The sequence below is a fragment of the Agaribacterium haliotis genome, from assembly GCF_002312815.1.
Lineage (GTDB): Bacteria > Pseudomonadota > Gammaproteobacteria > Pseudomonadales > Cellvibrionaceae > Agaribacterium > Agaribacterium haliotis.
This window is the reverse complement of sequence record NZ_NKQJ01000014.1, coordinates 94024-120777: the sequence shown is the minus strand read 5'-3', so window position 1 is coordinate 120777 and position 26754 is coordinate 94024. Positions and strand designations below refer to the sequence as shown.

Here is a 26754-nt window from a genome sequence, read left to right as displayed (position 1 = left end):
GAGCATTTGAATTGGATGAAGCTTTTCCTGATTTTGAATATTCACTTTCTGACTTTGAAAAAGATTTATGGGTCAATAGGGCTCATATCAGAAATAATATTCGGATGGCAGGAGAAGATAAAGAAATTTATCCAGTATATGCCGCCGCTAAACAAGATTCTCTCCAGTGGATTTTTGAGTCACTGGCTAATGGCTACACTGCCATATTTAATAAGCTTGACCACCTGAATCCAATCGTTGCACATCTATGTGATGAAATCTGTAGCTACTACCCCAAGGGAGCTAGAGCATTTGTAACAGCGTTTTTATCTCCATCGTCACTGCATTGTTTTGGCTATCATTATGATGAGGTTGATGTATTTTTGGTTCAGATCCATGGGACTAAGCTATGGTCTGTAGCTAAACCCCGTATTCCGTATCCTATTGAAGGTATGTTTAAACCCCCTATCGATCAGAATCAAGCCGGAAACGAGTATTTGAGTGCTGAGCTAAAGCCGGGAAATGTCTTATTTATACCTCGCGGGCATATTCACAAAGGCTTGCCTGGTGATTCTGGGTCATTACATTTATCAGTTGGAATTCACCCATTAACAGTCGCAGACGGCCTAATAAATAAAATTCAAGAGTATAGCCATCTCGACGAACATCTGAGGAGCCCTCTTTGTAGATCAGAAAAACTAATAAGTGCGATAAATAAGGTTGAATTAACAAATATTGGAATGAGGGACAAAGAAAAGCGACCTAGATTATATCTCCCTGGGAGCACCTTAGAGAGTACGCTGACCATAGACAACCTATCGGAAGTCGATGCCTTAGTATTATCAAGATTAGAACCAATTAATTATAAACTCCTGAATGACTTTAAAACCATCGAAGTGATTGGCTTATTATTTGACTATGGTGTAAGAGATTCGGGCCCTTCAAAAATCAACATTTCTGCCGGATATTACAAAGCTTTACAGGCAATAAATGAAAATCAGCGATTTTCACCTACATTAATATCCACGAATTCTGGTATATCTAAAAGTGATGCGATTAGTTTGTGTGGAAAATTATTGGCACTGGGCTTACTGGAGTTTGATAAATGCTAATATCAGACTTAATTAGAAACTCAAACGGGGGAGGATCGACGGATAAAATTGATAGCGTCTCATCTGAAATATTAAGTGATATTAAATTTCAGTTACCTTCAAATGAAGCCATTTTCGATGGATTGAGAACTGAACTATCAATGTTAATCAACCGGTTTTGCACACCTTTAAAAAGCGCTCATGAGCATCATTTCAATAACATTTCAGAATGGTCACTTACACATTGGCTCCGCTCATATTTAAAAAACTGCGTTGCTTTTGATAGGGTCTTATATCAGCAAGTTGCCCAACTAATCGAGGAATACCTCCTGCTTGAAGCTAGACTTGAAAAGGACCTTAAAAGCTTAAGAGACGAGGGATTTATTTCTAGAGATAGCGTTTTGAAAGCTGTAAATGTTGCAAGCGCTGACAAGCATCATGGGCTACATGTCTTAGAGTTAAAGTTTACTTCGTCGGAGATGGTGTTTTATAAACCTAGAACAGGCGATGGATCTAAGCTTTTATCTAATATATCTTCTCTTTTTCTAGACAATGGCCTTCCACTTCTATCCCCCCGATCCTTGGTATTTAGTGGTTATCATTGGATGGAGGGTGTCACGTATCAGCCTTTACTTTCGGAGAGTGACGCGAAAAATTTTGCGTTCTGTGGTGGTGTTTTATATGGAGTTGCGGGAGTATTAAACTCTTCAGACCTTCATTTCGAAAATATCATGGCCACACTACATGGACCGATTGTTATAGATTGCGAAACAATTTGTCAGCCAAGGTTTTCAAAAATTGCTGAGTCCTATCTATTAAAAAGGGAAAGAGATGAGTTTCACGACATCAGCTCACTGTTCTTCAATCACGATAAATACGACGATCTAGACCTAGATTATGGTGGATTGAGTTGCGTAGATTTTTATTTTCGACCTGATCCATATTCAGGCCTTCAGGTAAGACTCTCCAGTGAACATAGAGAACTGGCCTTATACAAAAGCAAAAGTGCTGTTGAGGTTAATGGAGCCAGAATTGCTCCCGCTGTTGAATATTTTGAATATTTTTCAAAAGGTATACGATTAGCAAACGATTTTTTAGCTGAAAATAAGCAGGACATACTTAACCTTATATCTCCCGAGCTTGTATTTAGAGTTCCAATAAGAGCAACTCGAGTATACGCAGGCTTGTTATCGGAGCGCATGTCCGCGACATATTTTTCATCATATTCTGATAACTCTTGGAGCTCCTTTATGGAGCAGGATCTTAAAACTGCAGATGGAAAATTTAGAGCGTCTGCTGAAATGATATATCAAAAAGAAAAAATCGATTTAGCTAACCTAAATATCCCTGCTGCATATGTTCAAGCAAATAGCCGAAGCTTGTTATTCGAAGGCGACAACATCCCTCATATATTTGACTCGTCACCAATTGAGGTTGTTAATCAGCGGCTACAGCGCCTAACAAGCAAAGTCACTGAACACCAAATATCAACTCTTAGAGATCGTTTTTAGGAATTTAAACCGCGAGAACATTATTTAATTTCTAGCATTTCAAAGATTTTCTACTTGTAGATAGAATCTATCTCATATTTCTCTTCACGGCCAATTTAGCGACTCCGGAATAATCAAACGATATAAATAATGATTAACAACAAGTACTACGTTGTTGAGCGAGAAAACAATGATCACCATTCATTGTTTGAATGGGATCAAGCTTCAGGGAAATATGGATTGGTGCAGCCGTAAACGATCCAACTCAACTAAAACTTAAGCTTGGTGAACCCAATCTGATAGGAATTTATCCAAAACAGGTCATATCTTTGAGTTTGAAAAACTAGTGTTAGCTGAAGATAAGCTCGAGGACATTGCACTTGAAAAGAGACTGATGTTTTTTCTCTTAGAAAAAACATCAGTATTCTTGGTACATCAATCCGTTAAAGAAGCAATGGAAAGCATTAGCCCCACTGGGCTTAGTTTTTATTCTTTGGAAGAGTGGTACAGCGATATTGTATTTGACTAAAAACCGGGACCAGTAAGGGCACGTCATTTAAACTGATACGTCATACTCAACCAAAGGCTTCGCTGTTCCAGCGATGGCGTTCCCTCTGCGCCGTTTGATTCTCCTGTGCCGTTCATTGGGTAAAGCGCATCGGTATCCCAAATATTTTTTACTATAAAATCGACAGCAAAGAGATTCCGGCCAAGCTGGCTATTTATCCCCAAGCCCAAATTTGCGACATTGGCACCCGGCATGGATGCGCCATTCGGAGCGCTGTAGCCCCAGTAGCGCAGGTGATTGTAGTGGCTGGTGAAGGTAAGTGCCCCGAAAGACCACGGCAACTTATAGCGTAAATGCGCGCGGCTGACATTTTGCGGATAGGCCGCTATTTTGTTGCCGGGCCTTGCATAAATGCCAAGCGTTCCCGGGTCGGCGTGAACAATATCCACATAAGCATGACTAAACGATAGCCAGGTTTTTTCGCCCTGAAGTTGAGCCTCAAGCTCAGCGCCAATATGATCGAGGCGCCCCTGCTGGTTTTGGTAATACCAGTTGCCGCCCCACGACGCGATAAGGTCGTCGCCCACCTTATCGCCATAGGCCAGCCCTTCATAACCGTGCGCCTCGGCGGTAAGAATATCTTTCACCGAGTTATAAAAAAGCACACTGCTAAAACGCCATTTTTGTTGTTCGCGAGTGTAAGCGAGTTCAACGGAGTCTATGGTTTCGGGCGATGTCGGCAACAGCGTTTTATCATCGTTTGCGGCGATGCCATCCCAGTCAAAATCCGCGTGTGTCGTAGAAATATCATTCACTGCAGAAAAGCTGCTTTCGGCCAGCAGGCCATCCTGAACATAACCACCTGCGTACTGCACGCCCACCGCTCCGCGAAAACCGCGCTGCCAGCTTAGCCTGAATAGGTCTTCACTGCTCGGTGAATAAAATGCGCCCAAGCGCGGGCTAAGTTGCGCGCCCCACTCGGGGTGTTTGTCATAGCGAAACGCGGCAAAAAGTTGATAAGCCTCGCTTAGCTGGTAAGCGCCTTCAAAAAATAAGCTGAGCACATCCGACTCATAAGGCTTAACCCAACGGTTACTTAGATTGACATCGCTGCCCTGGCTAAAGCCACCGTTACCGTTACTTTCCAAGCCCAGCGTTTGAATTTCATCGTTTAAAATAAAGTTGCTGTTTTTTTGATCTAATCTGCCAGAGCTAAAGTGCATATATTCCAGGCCAGCTGCCATATTAAGCTTTTGCTCTGGAAGGTTTATCTGCACAAGGCCTTTAAAACCCTGGCGCTCTTCTCTCGCCCCGCCCATACGTAAACCCGGCGCCACGCTGGCATCGGCGACGGGCACCATACCGTCAATATCACTGCGCACGCTTTGTTCGTAACTGAGCCTGCTAGCGCTTTTAAGGTTGCCACCGTGGCTGTATAAAGCGTAATCGTCCTGTGCCATGTGAGCGTCGAGCTGAATCGCAATAGCGGTACTTAGATCGCGCTCGTAACTTGCAGATAAAAGCTGAAGTTTTTGTTCAACCTGCTCGCGATCTCTAAAAAAGTTGTATAAGTCGCGGCGCTGGTCAAAGCCGGCATACGCGAGCTCAAATGCGCCGATGCCAAGCTGCAATTGCACATTTGTGTAGTCTGCGCGCTTGAGGTGGTGCTGGCGCTCAACAACCGTTAAGCCCTGTTCGCTGTACGCTTCGGCCCAACCTTTATTCGGCATCAATTGGCCATCGTAGCCGCCTTCGGACAAATACGCGTGCAGGTGCCACTGTTCGGCCAAATAACTTAACTCAAGCTTATTTTGCTCATATTCATCCTTGCCGCGACTAAGCTTTGCACTAAAGCCACTGCTAAGTGGCGAGCGCGTAACGATATTGATAAGCCCAAGAAGCGCGCCCTGGCCCTGGGTAACCGAACCCGGCCCGCGAACCACCTCAACGCGCGCAATATAATTCAAATCCAAACCGTTGAGCACCGCATCTGGCGCGCCCCAAAACCACTCGGCATTTAATTTCTGACCGTTTAACAACAGCTGTACTTTAGAGTTGTTATCGGCCACCAGGCCGCGAAAAGCCGCGATCGAATCGTCCTGATCCTCAACCATAAAATAGCCGGGCACAAACATGGTCAGCAGCTCGTTTAGCGTGCGCGCGCCGCTTAAGCGAATATCTTCTTCAGTGATGGTGGATATGGAGGCGGGCTGACGAGAAACAGGCGCGTTTAGGTTGCTGGCGATATCCACTTCAATGGCGAGCAACTGCTCTAGAGAAAGATCAAACAGGTTTTCTGGTAAATTTTGCGCCGCAAAGGCGCTTATAGGGCTCAGTGTCATCGAACTTAAGAGGTAGGTAAGCACTAACAGATATCGGTAAACACCCCCCTTCGACAACACCATAATAAAAGACCAAACCCCGCCCCAAAAGCTATAAGTTTAGTCTAAATTTTGACGAATGCTTTTTCCTTAGGGCCCAGGCCCCTGGAAAACGCCAGAGTCAGGTCAAGCAAAGCTTAAGTTAAAAGCTAAATAGGAATAAAAACACCCCGGCGCTTCTGTACTTACACCCTATTCACAGAAACACCGGGGTAAAGGGCAGTTTCACTGGGAAGTTCTACTGCTTGGAAAAATATTTGGCCAAGGTATCTATCTGCTTTTCCGTCAACGGTTTAGCCATCGCACTCATCACCGGGTCTTTGCGCGCGCCCGATTTAAAATCCAGCAACTGCTTTTTTATATAAGCTTCGTGCTGGCCGGCCAGCACCGGATACAGCGCTACCGTCGACTTGCCTCCGGGGCCGTGGCAGGCGGCGCAGGCAGCCGCCTCCGGCGGAGTACTGGCGCTTGCCTCGATGCTAAGAAAAACACTCGCAACAACTATAGTCAGCACACCAGCTAGCTTTAACGCGGCCACTTTTGAATCAGTTATATCAGTCATATCTTGTTACTCATTTACGCCATTTATCGGCCAGCCAAGGCGCCGATAGATTAGTGCTATTTTTTATAAACAGCCTGCTAGAAAAAAACGTGGTACTCGGTAAATAGCTGAGTTTGATTCTGCAAGGTATTTTGCGGAATACCATCGGCCCACCTCAGGCCGTAGCGAAGCTGCGAAAACTGATCAAGAAAAGTCTCGCCAAGCAAGCTGTAGCGGATGCGCTGGTTTTCATCAATGTCATCGTTTGGATCGTGGTAGTCGTAACTTAACTTGACATTGGTCGAAGTCGTCAGCAGGTAGTTAGCCTCAAGAAATGCAACAAGATTACTCTGCTCAGTTGTCTTGTCTTCATCGTCAATTTTGTCGAGTTCGGCAAGAAAGACCCATTTGCCAAGGGTGAGGCCGCCGTAGATAGCGTAAGCTTTGCGCGAGCTTTGCTCTGGCCCGTTGTTTACCGACGCCGACACACCGACACGATACCTTGCATCAACCCACTCAAGTAAACTCGAGACCTGCTTGTCTTTATTGTTTTCCCCCGAACCCTGAGTGCCGTTACTAACGGAAAAACGAAACGATAATTTGTTTCTATCGTAGCCGTATTCAACACCGTTATCGCTATTGTCAAAGTTAAAGCCTGACACCTCGCGAATAAATGCGCTGTCATCCTGTAAGCGAAGGCCAAAGGGCAGGAAAAAACGCCCAGCTTTTATATAGTCGTGATCCCCCAAAACACCTTTTTTAATTGCTATGGCTTCGCGTGTTTGGCCACCTTCCGGCGCAACTTCCTGATCGAGATAAAAAATGATCTCATCACTTAACGCAAACTCCAGATACAAATTACCAGTATTAATATCAAAGCTGCTGGTATCTTCTATTTCATCCCCGGTAATGCCTTCGGCATTGGACTTAGGATCTGAAAAATCCGTATAGGTGTAATCGACACGCAAGTTGGCGCCGGCTGAAATTTTATCGGTTAACGCAGGTGAAAACGTGGTTTGCAGTGGCGAATCGGTCAAGGCCATCGCGTAACCAACCCCGACAGCATTGCGCTTGCCACCGCCTGTCATATTCGTGTGGCAGGCCATGCACTTTTGCCCGTAGCGCTGAGCTAAGTAGGGTTCGGCCACAGCGCTGTTTATCGACAGGGTTGAGGCAACAACAAGCACTAACAGCGGTAAAAAAGCTTTTATATATATAGACATTTTCATTTTTTAATCCTTGTTTCCCTAATTAGAGCCAACACTGCCAACAAACGGATCGTCGGGGTGATCAAAGATATAGTCTTTGCTTGTCCCGCCAGCGCTGTTTGCCGCAGCGTGACAACCAACACAGCCCCCGGTCATGCTGCCATTGCCCGAGAGCATCGTTCCCCGGCGCTCACTGCCATCATCATTCAGTAAAATATTGCCGCTGGCAGGGTCGAGTACAAAAAACTCCCAACCGCTTTGCAGCGCGCCCGAATCCAGCTCGCTCGTCTCAGTCATTTTCACCATTGCCACTAAGCCGGTTAAGGTCGTGCCATCGGCAGCAAATATTTCTTTAACATAAGTCGTGGCGACCGGATAACCGGGAGCGTTATCGATCGGGTAGGCGTAGTCTTGTTTTTTGTAAACCTTGCGCACCGAAGCATCCACGGCGGCACCGTGGGCCATGGCGCCGAGCTGAGGGTTTCTATCACTGCGCTCGTCGACAAGAAGCCAACTTGTGTAGTTTTGAAAACTGTCGTTGTTGGCGACAAACACTGTCGGTGTCGGGAAGATATAATCGCTACCCGAGTTGGCCGAAGAGCCATTGGCCGCCTGGTGGCAGGCGTTACAACCGCCGTTATTGACATCGGCGCCGCGCTTAATAATGCCGCTTAAATCCGTTTCTAAACCAAAGTATTCCCAGCCGCCATTTTCCTGATTAAAACTACCACCGCGCTTAACCATCGCTAGCAGCCCATCTTGCGGTGCAAACTGGTCACTGCCACTTGCGCGTGTTGTCACCGCTTTGACAATAATTGAGCCTTGAGCATAACTTGTGCCGTCAAAATTAAGCGCCGTTGGGTTGGCGTAAACCCGCCTTGAAAATGTATCGTTTGCGCCCTGATGGGCACCACCGGCTATCGCGGCATTGGCGGCACCAATGGTGTAATCGACTAAAGCCCAGTTTTCAAAACCTTGAAAGTCACTGAGCTCGGCGACAAATTCCTGGTGGTTGTTAAACGGGTCGCCGGCGTGCTTAAAGACAAAGTCGATACCAGTATTGTCCTGGGCCTTAGCTCCAGCGTGGCAGCCAACACAGCCACCGTTATTAAGCATCGCTCCCCGGCGTGGCGCACCGGCCTCATCGACTAAAATCTTGCCGCTTTGAGCCTCGAGTAAAAACCACTCCCAGTCGCCAAACATCGGGCTGAAACCGCCGCCGCGCTTAAGCATTGCCGTAACATCAATAATGTTGCCATCGCTGTCATAGGCCTCTTTAACGATCGCCGTACCAATTGGATACCCTTGAGCCGTACTGTCTGGGTTGGCATAGAGCTGCTTTTTGTAAACCAGGCGCCGGCTGGCATCGACACCGGCACCGTGAGCTTTATCGCCAAGAAGCTCTGGCCTTGAAGTTAAGGTATCGATTAAATGCCAGTCGCGATAATTTGCAAAACTTGTATCATCGGCAATCACTTCAGATGAATGCGCAAATACATAATCGTGCCCGCCAATCGCCTCACCGGCATCATCGAGCTCTGCCGCGCTGTGGCAAGAAAGGCAAGTGCCCTGGCGCACATCAATGCCACGCGCATTAAAACCGGATAAGTCGGGCTTGACGTTAAACCACTCCCAGCCACCGCCGTCAGGAGAGTAAGTACCACCGCGCTTAACCATTGCCAATAAACCACCGGCTTCGGCAAATTCGATACTTTTACCGTCGTTGGCGTAACTAAAGGTTTCTTTTACCAAAATTGAGCCGTTGGCAAATTCATCCCCACTTGAATTAAGTGCGATGTCATTGGCGTAAACCCGGCGAACAAATTCATCGCTGCCACTGCTGTGAATGCCATCGGTAAGGAAACCACTGCTCACACCGATACTGTAATCAACCGTTTGCCAATTGCGATAATTCGCTAACGCAGAAATATCGATAATAACTTCAGCCTCTGGGTCGGGCGCTTGTGCCTGTGGTGCACCTGCAGCGATCCAGTCGCGAATAATTTGAATATTTTCACTGCTTAAGAACGGCCCTCCTAGAGGCATCTGTGAACCTGAAATACCGGGCGAGCCGAGTACTTTTTGCAGTAAATAACTATCGTCTGGGTTTGAAGGGTTGATGCGCAGCAAGTCGGGCTTTTGATTGCTCGCAACGTTAACAATTTGATTGTAAGAAACACCGGCGGCAAGACTCATGCCCTGCGGCGCAGATGGCCCCGAGTGGCAGCGTATACAGTTTGCAGTAAAGACCTCTTGCACCTGAGTAAACAGATCGTCGCTGGGACCTGCGATAACACCAGTAAGAGGCTGACCATTTTTATCCAGACCATCACCACTTCCGGCTCCGCAAGCGCTTAAAGCAAGGCTAAAAGCCGCCACAGAAAACCAGCTAAAACAATTGTTTGGCACGCGATTAAATAAGCTTTGTCTCAATATCATCGAAGCCTCCCCCGAGGAATCTTAGGTAACGATGTTTATAATTAATTGGGTGGAATACTGAGAGTCTACTAATCGGGGGCTGGAAATTTATAACAAAACCATCACGTTTTTATCACAGACAATCCGTGATTGATCAAGTGAATATTCTGTATGGGAAATTAAGAGGGAATAAGACGACAGGACAATAAAAACAAAAATAAGATAAAAAATAAAGTAAGAATATTTATTTTTTAACGACGTCGATTTTTACGGGCAGCGTGTAAACGATCACAAACCTAGGCAAAGACGATCAAGCTAAAAGGTAGCGGGAAAAGCGTGCCTTAGCCACTGCTAAGGCACGCCTGAAACATAAAACTATGCTTGCCAGATTTTTGCTAGCTCACCGGCAACACTCGAGCCGCCTTTGCCACCAAAATACTTAGTCATCACCGGAATAAATTTACCGACCATCGACGAATCCATACCCAGGCTGTCGAAAACTTTGTAAACCGAATCCATGCTGTCGATAGAACTTAACGCTGAACTGCCGTGACCAGAGCTCAACTGGCCTGCAAGAGCGCTCATACCGGAATCCCCGAGCTTATTATTTGCCAGAGCGAGCAGCGCTCCTGCCCCACCTTTAGCCTGTTTGTCGCTGACCCCCAGTTGCGAACTGAGATTGTCAAACAGGTCCATGCCAACCAGCTGGCCTTGCTGCCCCATTAAGTCTTTAGCGCTGTCAGCGTGTTTGCTGTCGTGAGAAGAACATGCCGTCGCAAGCGCGGCTACTGCCACTACCAAAATTATACCTTTCATTGATCAATCCTTATCAAAAGAACAAAAGAGCTTCGAAGGGCTATTGTAAGAAGGAACGACGAAGCAGTGCATACATCACAAAAAATATTGGCGCGCCTTTCATTAAAATAACTTCAGGCTTTATAAAAACAGGGCAACATTTGCGCCTGGCTTTTTAATAGCTCGGAAAAAAGCCATTAGCTAGCGGAAAAAGCCATTAGCGACAGGGAAAGCCTTTAGCTCGCGAAAAAAGCGATTAGCTAGCAGAACGAGCCACTAGCGCCCCCAAAACTGTTAGCTATCGTAAACATGCTATGAGCTGCCATAAAAACAGCCAGGGCTCGGCAGAGCACCTGGCTGTAAAACACATCTTAAAGCTTAGTTTAAGTAAGCGTTAGTAGACCTTGGTTGTAGCTATTAGCTACGAGGCATTGGCATCCATTACTACTAACTCACACTGTTTTAGCTGCTCAACAAAAGCCTTTTCGACGGCTTGCTGAGCTTCATGAGCATCGGAATATAAGCGCGGGCGCGGCTCAAGCTTAACCAGCGCTAAATATTGGTCAATCAGAGTTTTGCTGTTGCCAATATTGTCGACGATCTGCTGCGCTTCACAATCCAGCCACAAGCCATCTTCGATGGCGCGAAAATAATCCGAGTGCACAGAAAACAGAATATGGCCTTTAAGTTCATCCATCTCTAAAATAGCAGCGTGAATCTCTGCCAGTGTTTTTGCGTTTTCAACATAGGGTTTTGTATTGTCGTAACTAGCTAAATAACCCTCATTCGTTGAATATAAGTTAAAGATCTTTGAGTTAAACCTGTCGGTACAGTAAATGTTTTCAACAACTGATGCGGCAGTACACATAGGCTCGTTTGAGCTGCTGCTGCGATCGTAGGCAAAACTCATTACCTCAACCAAGTCTTGATACGTTTGTTCCGACCACAGCTCGCCATAGGCGCGCTTGGCGAGATCATCTGCGCCGTTTTCAAAGTCATAATCATCTTGTTTATTCGGCTCGTCACTCTCAATAAAACTGACAAGGTGACTAACGGCTGCCGAGCGCTTTTGCATCGTTTCAGCAAAAAGCTCTAAGTCTTTGTCGCTGTCGACATACAAACGAAACACCGCAAGGTTCAGCGCCGGCACCGAAGAAAAAGCAAAGGCTTTGTTGTCGTGAGCTTTGATCAGAGCGACGTTGTCATCGCTGAGAATATTTGAAATATTCGCAACAACACTCAAAGCATCGTCGTCCACCAGCCACTGGCGCGGTTCGGAATAACGTACATTAGTAAGGTTTAATAACTGGGCCTGGAACGCGGCAAAAAATTCCAGCCCGGATTGATTCAGCGCGTTAAGCATTTGCTCCGGGCTTGGTACCTGGCTGCTGCCGAGCTGGCCGAGATAGGCCATACGAATATAAAAATCGAGCAGATAATCAACATAAATCTCACGCAAATCATCATCGAGCGGTTCAAGTACCGCGCTTAAGTGCTGGCTTAATTCGGTAAACGCGGCATGACTTTGCTCTGAGCTCAACCAAGTAGGCAGTTTGCTCAGTGCGCTATCTGCGTCGTGCTCAAAAGCCCGGCCCAGAATCCAGCCCAGATCATCCGCCCAGTGGCGACTGTTATTCCACTCTTGTCGATTCGGTACGGCGCCACCGGCATGTTTCGGCGCCGCAAGATTAATAGCCTGCTGCTGCAAACTTACATCGTCCAACACCGCCATTGGCAGCTGGTACTCGTCTTCAGCAATCGTAATAAAGCTCGACGACCACTGAGTAAAACTTGGGAAATAGCGCCACTGCGCACTTGAATAACTTCGCCTGTCGGCGCTGTCTTGCATCGCATCAAGACGCTCAGACATGCCCATGGTGATATCAAACAAAGCTTCGCTGTCCGCCAGGCGGTGTAGTTCAGCATCACCACCTTGCACAAACTTCGGATTTTTATAACTGTAGTTGCGCACAAAAATCTGATCGTCAAGGGGCTCGGCTTCTTCGAGCTGCAGCTCAAGCGGCAGTGTTATCAAACTGCTTGCGGCACCGCTGAACTGGGCCGGGCGCAAATAAAGCTTAAGCGCCAAGCTGACCGAGTCCTGATGTAAATGCGTGCCGAGGGCAAACTTAGGAAAGTACAGGTTAGCAGCGGTTGCAGGCCTTGCAGTATCACCGCTGTCACTGCGGCTGTTGCTCAGCAGCGCCGAACGCTGCTCGCCCAACTGCAGTTGCATCGCCAGTTTAGGCTGCTCGCCGTCGAGTTTTATATGAGCATCGGCGTAGCCCTGGCTTAAGGCCAGCTTTTGTTGAACGGCAGTGACACTGTCGCCCGCGGCGGCAAAATGCAAAGTCAGCAGTTCAAATAGAGGCCCGGCAGCCAAACTTGCATAATCGAGCTCTGTCTCGCGCCGGCTTTGCAGCTTAACGCTCGGCCGTGTACTCAAGTCACCTTCTCTGCCGCTGGCAATATGGCTTTGCAAAAACAGCGCATCAACCATATCAAAGCGATATACCTCGGCGCCAAACAGCGACAAGCGCATGCGCCCACCGCCGAGTCGCAATTGCACACGCTTGTTTTCAACAACATTTTGATCAATCGCGACATTTACACCGACTTCTTGTGAATAGCTCTCGTCACTTAAACCGAGCTTAGAAATGCTGACCATGCCACTGTCAGTTTTAACCACCGCAGCATCGTCGAGCCGGTCGAGCAATAAATTGTTATCGAGCGCCAGTACCGGCTGCGCATCGGGAATACGACCGAGGCTGTCGCTGTCACTGAAATTAGGGAAGATTTCCCGAAACGCGACTTTTTTCTCCAGCTTAGTCAACCAGCTAAGTAGGTCTTGCCGGTCTTTGGCTGGCAACAGCTCAATATACTGAAGGTTGGCCACTGCGTGGTTGCCAATTAAATAACAGCGCTCATCTAACCATTCGTACTCGGCAATCGCGCTACAGCGCTGCTCATTCAGAGCATTAAGCGAAGGCGCTGGCGAGCTGCCCGGCGTTGGGCTGCCCGAAAAACCCGGGCGCGGTGTTGTAGAGCCGCCCGGCTCGGGCTCGGACGAATCGCTTCCTCCACCACCACATGCGGCTAACAGGGCCGCGCTGGAAAAAACGATCGTACGGCACAAAGCCGAAAGCTGAAAAGCGGGCATAAACAAGTACTCCTTTCACTTGCAAACTTAAAAAAGAAAGTGGGTATGCAGCTGTATAAACGGGCTAGCCAGATGCGCTCTGAGTGTCGCTGAGGGGAAGGCCACCAAATCAATGCATACATTGCGCGCGAAGGCTAACACGCCAGAAACCTGTGCCGCTATCTTGATTACGCACCATTTTGTAACAATTTGTCTTGCGGCGGTATTTGGCGCCAACTAGCGCTTTAGAATGCCCAACAATGCCTTAAGTGGCAGTGGCGACAAATAAAGAAACAAATAAAAAGAAAAACAAAAAAACGCGGCTAAGCCAAAGCTAAACCGCGCAAAGTGCGAGAACAGTTTGTTCTCAACGTGGGGGAGATGGCGTTAGTCGACAATCACGGCATCAATGACATGAATAACACCGTTTGTCGTATATACATCGGCGCCTGTTACGGTCGCTCCACCAACCGTCAGCTGGCCATCAACAATGCTGATGTCTATCAGTTGCTCGGCCGCGGTTCCAGCTTGCTGACCGTTCAGAGTCATCGCACTAATGCTATCGATACTGGCATCGGCAATTACATGATTGAGTAAAATGGTCGTTAGATCGCCGCCGGGGTCAGCCAGCAAGGCATCAAGTGTGCCTTCAGGCAGCGCCGCAAAGGCCGCATCGGTTGGCGCAAAGACGGTGAAGTCGCGCTCGGTATTGCGCAGGATGCCATCGAGCCCAGCCGCTTGCAGCGCAGCCACTAAGGTTGTGAAGCTACCGGCATCAATAGCGGTATCGACAATATCTAAGCTCGGTGTGGCCATGGCGGCAGGCGGCATCAACACTGCGTCGATGACATGAATCACACCGTTATCAGCTTCTACATCCACGAGGGTTACCATCGCCGTGTTAACGTAGAGCACAGAGTCAACATAAGACAGCGCCAAAGCGTCAGTATTGGCCATTGTCACGGTAGAACCAGCACTGGCCAGGGCAGCGGCACTGTCGACTTCAGCATCGGCAATAACGTGGTAGAGCAAAATATCGCTGAGTGTTTCGGTGTCGGCCAACAGCGCGTTGATGGTATTGCTGCCAAGCAGCTCAAAGGCCGCATCGGTTGGCGCAAATACAGTGAAGTCGCGGCTGTCATCGTCGAGCACAGCATCCAGGCCGGTCGCTTCAAGCGCTGCAATCAGCGTCGTGAAACTGCCGTTTTCTTCGGCGACGTCAACAATGCTCATGGCTTCGGGCTCTGCTTCAGCAGGGGGCAACATCACAGCATCAATAACGTGAATTAAGCCGTTGTCTGTCATAACATCGGTCAGCACCACTTGAGCACCGGCGATAAACAAATTGCCGCCATCGAGTACTAACGCTGCCTGTTCGCCACTGGCCATTTCAATGGAGCTACCCGCTGCCGCGATGGCCGCGCTTGAGTCCACAACACTGTCTACCAACACGTGATACAACAGTACGTCCGTCAGCGCACCTTCGGCATCGGCTAACAAAGTATCGAGTGTGCCATCGGGCAACGCGGCAAAAGCATCGTCGGTCGGTGCAAACACGGTAAAGTTAGTATCTAAATCAGCCAGGGTTTGATCCAGGCCGGACGCTTGCAGTGCGGCAACCAAGGTGTTGAAACTTCCGTTTTCGACAGCAACATCAACGATAGACTTTGGCGGGCTCATCACTGCATCAAGCACGTGAATAACACCGTTATCGGCTTCGATATCGGTCATCGTAATAAGTGCGCCGTCGATGTAGAGCATGCCTGTCATCGCGCTAATCGCGGCGTTGTCGCCATTGGCCATTGCCACAGAGCTACCGGCGGCGGCCGTAGCAGCTGCGGCGTCAACTTCAGTGCCGGAAATAACGTGATAAAGCAAAATATCGCTAAGGGTATCGGTATCGGCAAGCAAAGCGTTAAGGGTATCCTGGCCCAGCGCATCAAAGGCCGCGTCGGTCGGAGCAAAAACAGTGAACGTGGAATTTAAATCGTCGAGCGTCTCATCGAGACCGGTGGCTTCAAGTGTTGTCACCAAAGTTGAAAAACCGCCGTCGTCACGGGCGACGTCAAAGACACTCATCGCTTCAGGCGTCGGCTCGGGTGCAGGGTCATCATCGTCATCACCGCCACAGGCGACGAGTAGTACACTTAGAAATGCGGGGGCAATTAATTTTATTGGAAAGTTCATCACGCAGCTCCTCATTGTTCGCGGATGTCTGCGCTTACGGCTTGTATTTACAAGCAGATGATAAAAAAAACCGAAATATCTTTATTTTTTCATGAGTAGATCTAGGCCCAACAAAACGACGTACAAGCCTGGTTAAACGTCACCCGCCATAGCTAATTTCGCTCTAAGCGCTATTGTCTGTTATTTCCCAACCCCAAAAATCGGCGCGCCTTGCTGTTTGCTGTAATTACCCCTGCTGGTTTTTTCGAGCCCGCTAAACCACACATGTCTTTTTGTAGTATCAGCTATTTCAACTGGGCTTAATCTTGCTATGCGTGTTTTCCTGCGCACTCATTTTTTTGTTATTTGATCTCACGTCGCCACAACGCATACGCAGGCGAGTATGCTGGCGAAGCAAAAAACACAATAACTTAATAACGTTTACAAGGAAGATAATAATGAAAAATAAATGTATCACTCTGTTCAGCCGCCTTGCTTGGTTTTTTATATGTGCGCTAATAAGCGCTCTAGCTTCAGCAAACAACTGTAAAGTCGAATACGATATAAATAATCAATGGCAAGGCGGCGCCCAGATTCAGTTGAGCATCCACAATGTCGGTGTGAGTAGCATCGACGGTTATAACTTGCGCTGGCAGCTGGGCCCAGGAGAAAGTTTTGCAAGCGGCTGGAATGCCAATTTTTCTCACAGCGAACAGCAAATAACCGCAAATAACCCCGGCGATAGCTGGAATGGGTATATTGCCCCCGGCGCCAAAGTAAGCTTCGGTTTTATTTTAAATAGCCAGGGCAACGCCGCCGTCATTACCGAGTTTTTGTTAAATGGCGAGCGGTGCACAACACAACAGCTGCCGAGCCCATCGCCCTCGCTCAGGCCTAGCCCGACACCAAGTGTCTCTCCTAGTATTTCTCCAAGCCCTTCCCCCAGCCCCTCGCCGTCATCACCTGGCTCAGCTATAACAGCACAGGCAGCGGCCAATGCAATGGGCAAAGGTTTTAACTTAGGGCAGATGTTTGAAAGCGAACAGCATGCACCAACATTTGCCAGTGCCAAAGCCAAAATTGATGCCTATTACGCGCTCGGCCACAGAAATGTTCGCATACCCATTACCTGGACGGAAAGCCTGCACGGTTCCAGTTTATTAAGCGACAGCAACAACGGTGACATAAATCTTGCCCACCCTCACTTACACGAGATCAGTGCCACCATCGATTACGCCTTATCTCTGCCTGGGCTTTTTGTTGTTATCAACGCTCACCATGAAAAGCAATTAAAAGACAACGAGGATGCCGCAATGCTGGCAAGGCTCTGGCAAAACATCACCGAGCTCTACCTCGATCGCGAACATCGCCTGATTTACGAATTACTTAACGAGCCACACAAATCAACCGGGGCTAACGAAGCAATGCCCGCTGCCGCACTGCGCAATATGTCTGCAGCTGCCTACAACAATATTCGTGCACTCGACCCCGAGCGCATTATCATTATTGGCGGCAATCGCTGGTTTAACGCACACGAAATGGCAGAGACCTGGCCCCACCTCGATCAAGTTGGCAAAGGTCGGGATAAATACCTAATGGCGACTTTCCACCACTACAACCCGTGGAGTTTTCACGGCAACCACCAGGGCGACTTTAACGATAACTGGAATGACAGCCATATCTACTCACCCATGGACACCATGATCGAGTGGGCAAATAATGTTGGCAACGGCATGCCGATTTATATCGGTGAGTGGGGTACAGGCTGGGGCTCGCGGTATCAGAAAATGCAGTGCAACAATATCCGCCACTGGTATCAAAAATTTGATGCTCAATACGCATCGCTAAAAGGCCAGCCCACCGCCGTTTGGGACGACGGAGGTTGGTTTAAAATTTTTGATCACAGCAGCCAAACATTTGCCAATAACTTACACCTGTGTATTGACAGGTTTTGTGAGTGGCAGGGTTCAGGTCAACGCTTTAATAGCGGTTGCGACTGATATGTGTCCCGTTCACTAAAGCAGGCGGGGCCCCAGAGGCCCCAGAGGCCCCACTTTTATGTCGGTATGAATTAAAAAATAAACACAACACAACAGTACTGAGCAATAACACAGAGCAACGACACAGAGCAATAAAGAAGCACGCAAATCACACACAATGCATTCCTTAATGCACTTAAGCGCAGAATAATAATTTGGCGCGACAATCTTCTTTAAGCTTTCGTTAACACTTATAAATAAGCTTCAGTTTATTTTCTTATTCACTTATTTTTAGCTGGCTTAAGGCCTGTTTTATACGCAGTACTGCGGCGCCAGGAGCACCCAATCAATAAGTTAATAAGGATAATTGATGTATTATTTATCGAAACTAAAACAGCGGCCAGCTGCGACAACAAGGCCCGCGCGTTTATCAAAATTAATAGTTTTCACACGCGCGATTATCGGCGCTTGTTTATTTTTTTCAGGCCTTAGCCACGCAGCGGCGCCCGTACTTGCGCCGATTGCCGATCAACAGCGCGATATTAATACCGGCACCTATGTCAGCGGCACCGCATTTGACTATTCTGTCACCGACAGTGACACCCCGCTCAGTGGTTTGAGCATTAGCTACAGCTCGAGCGATACCTCGATCTTGCGCACCAGCGGCGGCCCGCCGCCACATATCGCGCAAGTTATGCTATTTGACATTATGCCCAATGCCAGTGGCCTGGTAACGGTTACCGCTACCGTCAGCGACGGCACAGACAGCAGCACTCAGAGCTTTAAGGTACGTGTAGGCCCAGAGCCCACTGAAGCGCCGATCATCAGCGGCCTGCAAGATACGGTGATGGACTATCTGCCAGGCAGTAGTCGCCAAACAGCCCCGTTTAGCTACAGCGTGACAGACCCGGATAGCGCGTTGAATGAACTGAGCACAACCGTTAGTTCATCCAACCACGATTTATTTATACCGAGATCTAGCCCACCGCCACATATCGCCAGCGTTGCATTATTTGACTTACTGCCCAATGCCGTGGGTACGGCCGAACTCAGTATCACTGTAAGCGACGGTCAAAACTCAACAACAAAAACATTTACTGTTGAAGTCATAGCCAAACCCAGTATCAAGCCCATCAATGACCACCTTCGCATAACCAATACCGGTACGAGCAGCATAATTTACCCCGTATTTTATGAAGTGACGTATCCGGGTGATTTTAGCGAACTACAACTTAGCTTTAATTCCAGTAACAGCGAACTACTTGAGCCGGGCAATAGCCCGCCACCGGATGTAGCTCAGGTAATGTTATTTAATTTGCCGCCGAATAAAACCGGCAGCAGCCTGATAAATATGGAAATCAGCAACGGTCGCCACAGCGCCAGCGAGTCATTTTTAATTACCATTGAAGACAATACCGCCCCAGAAATAAGCCCAATTACAGATCAAAAAGTACAACAAGCGCAAGCTGTCAGTATCGATTTCAGTGTCAGTGACGGGCAACAGTCAAGCTCAAGTTTGGGGATCAGTGTAAGCTCCAGTAATCCAAGCCTGCTAAGCTCGGACGATATTCAAATTCAAGGTTCGGGCGATCAGAAAAGTCTGGTGTTTAAAGCGCCACACAATATGATTGGTACAACACATATCACCATTAGCGCTCGCGATACTGAAGTCAGTAGTTCACAAAGCTTCAAGCTTGAGGTTGAATCAAACAGCGTCTTTAATTCACTGGTGGTACACGACAAAGCCACCTTAGATTTACTGGCAATGCCGCTTTCAACTGTGCTGAACCAGCTTGGCAGCGAAATGAACACCAGCGGTGAAAGCCTGTTTAGAAGTCTGTGGGATACACAAAATCCCCCAGAGCGTTTTTTAAGTGTTGCCGCTCACAACTGCACCGGCAGCTTTAACGGCTTCCCCTACGAGTGTCGCGAAGCGGACGGCAGCCAGGCAGACCCGAGCAAGTCATCGAGCTTTATCAATAATTACCACCCTATCGCGTTAATTAATCGCTACGATTTGCGCGACCGGAAAGATTTTAAAAACTGTGGTGAGGCGCGCATTATTTATGCCTTTGGTGACGGCAACGACAATAACGGCAACCACGGCCTTGCCGACGATGCCTTTGATCGCTCGCTGATGATTTTTGAGGCTCAGCTGGCCAACCCTACTCCCGGCAGTGCCGAGGGCTGTAAGGCAATCGTAGATTTCTGGGCCTCCCTGCCCGAAGACGACATGCCGCAAACCAGAGCAAATATGCTGCGCGACTTTTACTTAAACGGTATAAGTTCAGCCAATATTAGCCCGGTAATTAGCAGTGGCAACTTTGTTAGTAACTCAGGGCAGATACGCAGCAATCAGTTCCGCAGCGACAACCAACCCGGCATTCCCAACCCCCAGGGCTGGGTCTTACACGAGTTCAAGCTCAACCCGCTTAGCTTCCCTAAAGTTATTCCAGTCACAGTAAAGAGCAACCCCTTTGGTGGCCTGTTTAATGAAAGTGATCGCAGCAGCACTGCGGTAAGTTTCCGCAGTAGTTTTTTGCAGGAAATTGACAGCTTATTACTGCCCATTGACGAGTTTTTCTTAACGGTTACACAAGACAGATTTAATAACGGCCAGAGCCACGCCTCGGGCGCTATCAACGAAAACCGTTATTTGACGCAGGCCAGTAGTGGTTTTATTGCCGACATCGAAGCCGTACTGCAAGCAAAAAATAGCGAACTCACGGCTGAGCAAGTACTCAACCGCGCAACCGCAATGACCTGCGGCGGCTGCCATATGCCGGGCCGCTTTAATCTAACGCACTCCGATGCGATAGGCCCGGGCCAAAGCTGGCCATCGAGCTCAAACCTTGACGGTTTTGTACAGATAGATGAAGTGCTCGACAACAATCAGCGCTATATTCTCTCACCTGCACTGAAAGAAGCATTTTTACCCGCGCGGGAAAAAGACTTCAGCAAGGCCATCGAAGAACAGAGCCTGCAAAGCACTGGTAGCTCAAATGCCAGAACAAGTTCAGGAACACAAAGCCCGGTAAATATTAGCCAAAGCGGTAAACGCTCAGGTTAATCACTGCAAGAAGTGAGCAAAAGGCGAGCATCGCTTAAGCGCTGCTCGCCTTTTTTATTGCTCACTTTTAAATACCTCTAGCCGCAGCTTTTCTAGCCGTTGGGCGCAGCGTTTAACATCTCTATCGCGCATAAAGTCGATAAAAATAGCGGGCGTATGGCGGGCAAAATCAAAGCGTGTATCCCGGTCAAAATACTGAATGCCGCCGGGGGCGCTTCGCAGGTAGGAAGTTTGAGTAATAGATAGCTGATCCGACGAGGTTTTCGCCAACCTATGAGCCGGCGTCAGCCTATGCACTTCGTTAAAACCCTGTTGAAACTCTGCCGAGGCTAAAAAGTTCATCAACAGTTCTAACTCCGGGCGCCACTTGGCGTAGGCCGGCACAATAAATACTTCCACCGGGGCAACGGAATAAAGCGGTATGTTTTCATCAATAATAGGGAACGGCGCAAAAGCAAAATCCTGGTCGAGTTTTTCCGGCAGGCGCGCGCGCGAAAACGTCAGCATCATAAATGCGCGGCTGTGAAACAACAAAGGAAAGGCCGTATCTTTTGAAAACTCATCGAAATTTTCGCTAAAACAGTCGTGATCTAACAACTGCTTCCAGTGTTCCAGAGCTGCTAACACGCCTTTATCTAAAAAACTTAAATTGCCGTCGAGCAGGCGCTGATGATAATCCAGGCCATTAACTCTTAAATTAAAATAGTCAAACCAGGCATGCGCCATCCACGCAGTTTGCCCGCCAAACGCAAATAAATTTGCGCCCTGTTGTTTGGCTTGGGCGCAGGCCTGTAATACCTGCGGCCAGTTTTTGGGCACAGCGATACCAGCTTCTTGCATCGTCGAAATACGATAAAACATGCCCCAAAGCTGCTCTGAAATAGGCACACCATAAATCTGCCCATCAAAGCTCACGGCTTTTTGGCCTGCGGAAGAGTAAAATTCTTGAAGATTATGTTTTTGCCAAAAGCTTTTTATATCTTTTAGTAAACCTTGATCGGAGTAGTACTTTACCTGCTGGCCACCGTGCCAATAAAACACATCCGGGCCCTCGCCCTGCTTGAGCCATTGATCAACTTTTTTACCGTACTGTTCACCGTGATAAAGCTTAAGGTCTAGATCGAGCTCGGGATACTGATTGCGAAACTTTTTCATCTGCTCAACAATCGCACGGCGGTGATCACCGTTTACAATATAAAGCCCGATACTTAGGTTAGAGCCTTCAGCGAGTGAGGAGCCCTCAGCGGGTAAAGAGCCCTCAGCGGGTAAAGAGCCTTCAGCGAGTGAGGAGCCTTCGGCAGGTAAAGAGCCCTCAGCGGATAAAGAAGCCTCACGCTGTATATGAGCTTCGGCTTTGATAACTTGCTGATCTTTTTGCAGATCTTTGCCCTGCGCTAGGTCCCCAGCCAAAGCGATAAGCGGTTTTAACGTCGCCAGTACCACAAAGAAAAAACACGATAACTTCAACTTAGCTGCTCTCCTGACAGGGCCATCTATAGCGAGGTGCAACATGCTATAGCCGGGCTCAAACGCCCTATAGCCATAGTCTGCCCCAATTCCATAAGGCCTTTCACGCGGCCCATTTATCCTTTATCAGGGATATTTTACGACAACTAGATAAGCCTGACTAACGGTTCTGAGCAAACACTGTTCAGTTAAGTGAACTGGCTAACGCGATTTAAATTTAGCTAAACAATAGTTAGCTGGCGCAGACTTTGTAGTGTGGAACAGGAACAACGAGAAGTAATAGGTGAAAGACTAACAAAGAGAGAGGTGTGCAAAAGTTAAAGCCACCGCTTAACAAACAACGGTGGCTTTAGCTTTATAAGCGTGCAGCTAGTTACTGGCTCACTGCGGGCTCGTCAAGCGACTTAGGTGGCGCAGTCTTGTGGTGAGTGGCATACAAAGAGAAACCGGTAAAAATCAAACCGCCGATTAAGTTGCCGAGTATGGTTGGCAACTGATTCCAGAAAGCCCACTGGCCAACAGTAAACTCAGCGCCAAAAATCATGCCCAAAGGGAATAAATACATATTCACAACCGCATGCTCAAAACCCAAAGCAAAGAAGATAAGAATGGGCATCCACATAGCGATCACTTTCCCGCCTACGCTGGTGCTGAGCATTGCCCCAACCACACCGAGGCTAACCATCCAGTTACACAAAATACCCTTGACCAGGCAAGTCATCCAACCTGCGACACCGTAGTCTGCATAACCAATAACCCGGCTAGTGGTGGCTTTTACCATTGCCTGAGCGGCTGCACCGGGATCTTTTTGAAAACCCATGGTCCAAACCACGGCAACAAGAAAGGCAATGGTCAAGGCACCAATAAAGTTACCAATAAAGACCAGGCCCCAGTTGTGAAAGACGCGCCCCAGCGTCACCCCTTTGCGCTTGTCAATAAGCGACAGTGGCACCAGCGCAAAGACACCGGTTAACAAATCAAAGCCCATCAGGTTCAAAATACAAAACCCCACCGGAAACACCAGCGCACCAACAATTGGCAAACCAGTTTGAACCGTGGCGGTAAAAGCCAGCGCAACCGCAATGGCAAGCGTGCCGCCAGCCATAATGGCGCGAATAAGAACATCGCGGTTCGCCATGGAGATTTTTGATTCACCAGCGTCGATCATCAACGCCACAAATTCGCTTGGATTGCGATATGACATAGTTACTTCCCAAAAGTAGTTTTAGAGTTTTGAAGGCGATGCAGGGGGCTTCCTGTGCCCCTTTTTGCTGGCGGCAAGTTTCCTGAAAAGCCTCCGTGCTTGTATTGCGCCACATCAATGAAGCGCCATGATATTCACATTCGTTCTCATTTCCGTTACAAAGGCAGTCTACTCTAACTATCGCGAGGTTTACGGACTTTAGTTTTCTTGATCAATGACAAGCACCACCGCTACAGACTTCGTTACCTTTATTCCCAAGCTTCCTGTCCAGCGTGACAAAAAGAATCAGAGCTTCGCCAAGAGTACTACGGCAAGTCACACACTGGGCGCCAAGGTAGCACCTGTTTTCAGCTTTAACATTGTAAGGAGACCGACCATGGTCGATAAAAAAGACGACAATTCTGTCGAGATCAAACAGCTAGATGAGCTGATCGCACGAGTGAAAAAAGCTCAGCGTGAATATGCTCAGTTCAGCCAAGAGCAGGTTGACGAGATTTTCCGTCAAGCAGCTTTGGCCGCAAACGACAACCGCATCATGCTCGCGAAGATGGCCGCTGAAGAAACTGGCATGGGCATCGCCGAAGATAAGGCCATCAAAAACCACTTTGCTTCTGAGTACATCTACAACAAGTACAAAGACGAAAAAACTTGCGGCATCCTCGAAGAAGACAAAGCCTTTGGCATTATGAAAGTTGCCGAGCCTGTCGGTATTCTCGCTGGTATCGTGCCAACTACCAACCCAACCTCTACTGCGATTTTTAAATCTCTGTTGGCGCTGAAAACTCGCAACGGCATTATTTTTAGCCCCCACCCACGTGCCAAAGGTTGTACTTCTCTGGCGGCTAAGATTGTTCTGGACGCAGCTATCGCAGCTGGCGCACCGAAAGACATCGTCGCTTGCATCGAAGCGCCTTCAGTACCTCTGAGTGCTCACCTGATGGGCCACGAAGACATCAACATGATCCTTGCGACCGGTGGCCCGGGCATGGTTAAAGCTGCTTACTCAAGCGGTAAGCCTGCTATCGGTGTTGGTGCGGGTAATACGCCTGCAGTTATCGACGAAACTGCTCATCTCAAGCAAGCGGTTAGCTCTATCTTGATGAGTAAAACTTTCGATAACGGCGTTATCTGTGCTTCTGAGCAGAGTGTTGTTGTAGTCGACAGCGTCTACGAAGAAGTTAAGGCCGAGTTCCAAGCTCGCGGCGCTTATATCCTAAACGCCGAAGAGAAAAAGAAAGTTGGCAGCCAGATCCTCGTCGGCCCCGCCTGTGCAATGAACCCTGAGATTGTTGGTCAGCCAGCATGGCGCGTAGGTGAGATCGGTGGCATCACCGTTCCTAAAGAAGCCAAAGTTCTGATCGGTGAGTGTGAGCACATCAACGACGACGAGCCGTTTGCCCACGAAAAACTGAGCCCGACTCTGGCCATGTACCGCGCCAGCGACTTTGCCGATGCAGTTAAACAAGCTGTAAAACTGATCGAAATGGGCGGCATGGGTCACACCTCTGTGCTCTATACCGACCAGGACAAAAACAAAGATCGCCTCGAAGAGTTCGGCAAAAACATGAAAACTGGCCGTATCCTTATCAACATGCCTGCGTCCCAGGGTGCGATTGGCGATCTCTACAACTTCAAACTGGCTCCATCACTGACTCTGGGTTGTGGTAGCTGGGGTGGTAACTCAGTCAGCGAAAACGTGGGAGTGAAGCACTTGATCAACACCAAAACTGTAGCCTCACGTCGTGAAAACATGCTGTGGCACAAAGTGCCTAAGTCTGTGTACTTCCGCAAAGGTGCCCTGCCTGTTGCGCTTGAAGAACTGAAAGACTTGCGCCGGGTAATGGTTGTTACCGACGGTTTCCTGTTCAACAACGGCTACGTCGACAATGTGCTCGATACCCTGCACAACTACGGCATCGAAACCGATGTGTATTACGAAGTGGAAGCAGACCCAACCTTGAAGGTTGTTAACAAAGGTGTCGACAAGCTCAAGGCCTTCCAGCCCGATGCCATTATCGCCTTCGGCGGCGGCTCACCGATGGATGCTGCGAAGATCATGTGGGTTATGTACGAGCACCCAGAAGTTCGCTTCGAAGACTTAGCACTGCGCTTTATGGATATCCGCAAGCGTATCTACAAGTTCCCGAAAATGGGTGAAAAAGCGCAGCTGATCGCGATTCCAACCACTTCAGGTACTGGTTCCGAAGTTACTCCGTTTGCTGTGGTTACTGATGAAAAAACTGACATCAAGTACCCCATTGCCGACTACGAGCTGACTCCAAACATGGCGATTATCGACCCTGACTTTGTCATGGACATGCCGCCTAAACTGTGTGCTTTCGGTGGTGTTGATGCCCTGACCCACGCTTTAGAAGCCTATGTCAGCCTGTTCGCCAACGAATTTACCAACGGCCAAGCGCTCGAAGCCATCCGCCTGCTGTTTAAGTACCTGCCAAGCAGCTACAAAAACGGCAAAGACGATCCGAAAGCGCGCGAGAAAGTTCACTACGCTGCAACCATGGCCGGCATCGCTTTTGCGAACGCCTTCCTCGGTGTATGTCACTCCATGGCGCACAAACTGGGCTCACACTTCCACGTGCCGCACGGTTTAGCTAACGCCTTGTTGATCAGCGAAGTGATCAAGTACAACGCCACCGACGTGCCTGTTAAGCAGGGTACTTTCCCGCAGTACAAGTACCCACAAGCGAAAGCGCGCTACGCCAAAGTCGCCGACTACTTAGGTCTAGGTGGTAACACTATTGACGAAAAAGTGGATCTGTTAGTTAAAGCCGTTGACGGCCTGAAAGCAGAACTAGATATCCCGAGCACTATTCAAGGCGCCGGTGTTAACGAGCGTGAATTCCTCGCCAAAGTTGACCTGCTGTCTGAAGAGGCCTTCGATGACCAGTGTACACCTGCGAACCCACGCTACCCTCTGGTAGCCGAGATCAAAGGCCTGTACCTGCAAGCCTTCTACGGTGAAAATGCCCCAAAGCTTGAGGCCGAAGAAAAAGCTGAAAAAAAAGCACCGGCCAAAAAAGCACCAGCAAAAAAAGCTGAAAACGCCTAAGTTAACTTAGGCACCAGCTTCAAGCCCCGCCCCGCGGGGCTTTTTTTTGCCTACAGGATGTAGGTACTGAGCGGTTTCATGGATGAAAAAGAGCGGTGCCACAGGATGTAGGCAGAAACTTGCTCCCCGGCCTTGTTTTCCTGCAAGGCTCTACTAAGCACTTCCATGTGGCAATGCTGTTTCTACATTCCCGCCGCCCATGGCGGTCATACTGAGCGCTTTTATCCCATCTTCAACAAATTGCACGG

The 26754-nt window shown here is 48.4% G+C and carries 15 protein-coding genes; 6 read left to right on the top strand and 9 right to left on the bottom strand.

Annotated elements, in window-relative coordinates; all coding sequences use genetic code 11:
- The 3 genes from CFK45_RS15965 to CFK45_RS15955 all read left to right on the top strand — a co-directional run.
- Positions 1–1091: cupin domain-containing protein (locus CFK45_RS15965; protein WP_239923720.1), on the top strand; the 1091-nt coding region annotated here is incomplete at its 5' end.
- A complete protein-coding gene (locus CFK45_RS15960) occupies positions 1085–2581 on the top strand; it encodes a DUF4135 domain-containing protein (protein WP_096087447.1) in 1497 nt (498 codons plus the stop codon). The genes CFK45_RS15965 and CFK45_RS15960, both read left to right, overlap by 7 nt.
- Before the next feature lie 325 nt (positions 2582–2906).
- A complete protein-coding gene (locus CFK45_RS15955; RefSeq protein WP_096087446.1) occupies positions 2907–3089 on the top strand; it encodes a hypothetical protein in 183 nt (60 codons plus the stop codon).
- A gap of 23 nt (positions 3090–3112) precedes the next feature.
- Here CFK45_RS15955 and CFK45_RS15950 read toward each other — a convergent pair whose 3' ends face one another.
- The 7 genes from CFK45_RS15950 to CFK45_RS15920 form a co-directional block, all read right to left on the bottom strand.
- Entirely contained in the window at positions 3113–5434 is a 2322-nt protein-coding gene (locus CFK45_RS15950) for a TonB-dependent receptor plug domain-containing protein (RefSeq protein ID WP_158224735.1), read from the bottom strand.
- Positions 5435–5687: 253 nt separating this feature from the next.
- Positions 5688–6011, bottom strand: coding sequence for a c-type cytochrome (locus CFK45_RS15945; protein ID WP_096087444.1), 324 nt, complete (start codon positions 6009–6011; stop codon positions 5688–5690).
- A 77-nt stretch (positions 6012–6088) separates the two neighbouring features.
- Positions 6089–7219, bottom strand: coding sequence for a hypothetical protein (locus tag CFK45_RS15940; protein WP_096087443.1), 1131 nt, complete (start codon positions 7217–7219; stop codon positions 6089–6091).
- A gap of 18 nt (positions 7220–7237) precedes the next feature.
- A complete protein-coding gene (locus CFK45_RS15935; protein WP_096087442.1) occupies positions 7238–9637 on the bottom strand; it encodes a cytochrome P460 family protein in 2400 nt (799 codons plus the stop codon).
- A gap of 354 nt (positions 9638–9991) precedes the next feature.
- The gene (locus CFK45_RS15930) at positions 9992–10432 is read right to left on the bottom strand and encodes a DUF2780 domain-containing protein (RefSeq protein ID WP_096087441.1); all 441 of its coding nucleotides are present in this window, start codon (positions 10430–10432) and stop codon (positions 9992–9994) included.
- Positions 10433–10832: 400 nt separating this feature from the next.
- Positions 10833–13571 (bottom strand): hypothetical protein, encoded by a 2739-nt coding sequence (locus CFK45_RS15925; RefSeq protein WP_096087440.1) that lies wholly within the window; start codon positions 13569–13571, stop codon positions 10833–10835.
- Between the two features lie 366 nt (positions 13572–13937).
- Positions 13938–15737 (bottom strand): fasciclin domain-containing protein, encoded by a 1800-nt coding sequence (locus tag CFK45_RS15920; protein ID WP_096087439.1) that lies wholly within the window; start codon positions 15735–15737, stop codon positions 13938–13940.
- Between the two features lie 437 nt (positions 15738–16174).
- Between CFK45_RS15920 and CFK45_RS15915 the strand changes: the two genes are divergently transcribed.
- Both CFK45_RS15915 and CFK45_RS15910 read left to right on the top strand, forming a co-directional pair.
- Positions 16175–17716, top strand: a complete 1542-nt coding sequence (locus CFK45_RS15915) for a cellulase family glycosylhydrolase (RefSeq protein ID WP_096087438.1) — start codon at positions 16175–16177, stop codon at positions 17714–17716.
- A 349-nt stretch (positions 17717–18065) separates the two neighbouring features.
- Entirely contained in the window at positions 18066–20765 is a 2700-nt protein-coding gene (locus CFK45_RS15910; RefSeq protein WP_096087437.1) for a hypothetical protein, read from the top strand.
- Positions 20766–20819: 54 nt separating this feature from the next.
- On the opposite strand, the gene CFK45_RS15905 is transcribed toward CFK45_RS15910, so the two are convergent.
- Together CFK45_RS15905 and CFK45_RS15900 are read right to left on the bottom strand one after the other, a co-directional pair.
- Positions 20820–22232, bottom strand: coding sequence for an ABC transporter substrate-binding protein (locus tag CFK45_RS15905; RefSeq protein WP_096087436.1), 1413 nt, complete (start codon positions 22230–22232; stop codon positions 20820–20822).
- A gap of 373 nt (positions 22233–22605) precedes the next feature.
- Positions 22606–23436 carry a formate/nitrite transporter family protein gene (locus CFK45_RS15900; protein WP_096087435.1) on the bottom strand — a complete coding sequence of 277 codons (831 nt, stop codon included), beginning with the start codon at positions 23434–23436 and terminating at the stop codon, positions 22606–22608.
- Positions 23437–23812: 376 nt separating this feature from the next.
- Here CFK45_RS15900 and adhE point away from each other — a divergent pair, with 376 nt between their 5' ends.
- Positions 23813–26506 (top strand): bifunctional acetaldehyde-CoA/alcohol dehydrogenase, encoded by a 2694-nt coding sequence (adhE, locus tag CFK45_RS15895; protein ID WP_096087434.1) that lies wholly within the window; start codon positions 23813–23815, stop codon positions 26504–26506.
- The last annotated feature ends 248 nt before the right edge of the window (positions 26507–26754 follow it).

Excerpts from the sequence above, each read along its gene's own strand:
- CFK45_RS15960 (WP_096087447.1), top strand. The coding sequence starts at position 1,085 with ATGCTAATATCAGACTTAATTAGAAACTCAAACGGGGGAGGATCGACG.
- CFK45_RS15945 (WP_096087444.1), bottom strand. The coding sequence starts at position 6,011 with ATGACTGATATAACTGATTCAAAAGTGGCCGCGTTAAAGCTAGCTGGT.
- CFK45_RS15940 (WP_096087443.1), bottom strand. The coding sequence starts at position 7,219 with ATGAAAATGTCTATATATATAAAAGCTTTTTTACCGCTGTTAGTGCTT.
- CFK45_RS15935 (WP_096087442.1), bottom strand. The coding sequence starts at position 9,637 with ATGATATTGAGACAAAGCTTATTTAATCGCGTGCCAAACAATTGTTTT.
- CFK45_RS15930 (WP_096087441.1), bottom strand. The coding sequence starts at position 10,432 with ATGAAAGGTATAATTTTGGTAGTGGCAGTAGCCGCGCTTGCGACGGCA.
- CFK45_RS15925 (WP_096087440.1), bottom strand. The coding sequence starts at position 13,571 with ATGCCCGCTTTTCAGCTTTCGGCTTTGTGCCGTACGATCGTTTTTTCC.
- CFK45_RS15920 (WP_096087439.1), bottom strand. The coding sequence starts at position 15,737 with ATGAACTTTCCAATAAAATTAATTGCCCCCGCATTTCTAAGTGTACTA.
- CFK45_RS15915 (WP_096087438.1), top strand. The coding sequence starts at position 16,175 with ATGAAAAATAAATGTATCACTCTGTTCAGCCGCCTTGCTTGGTTTTTT.
- CFK45_RS15910 (WP_096087437.1), top strand. The coding sequence starts at position 18,066 with ATGTATTATTTATCGAAACTAAAACAGCGGCCAGCTGCGACAACAAGG.
- CFK45_RS15900 (WP_096087435.1), bottom strand. The coding sequence starts at position 23,436 with ATGTCATATCGCAATCCAAGCGAATTTGTGGCGTTGATGATCGACGCT.
- adhE (WP_096087434.1), top strand. The coding sequence starts at position 23,813 with ATGGTCGATAAAAAAGACGACAATTCTGTCGAGATCAAACAGCTAGAT.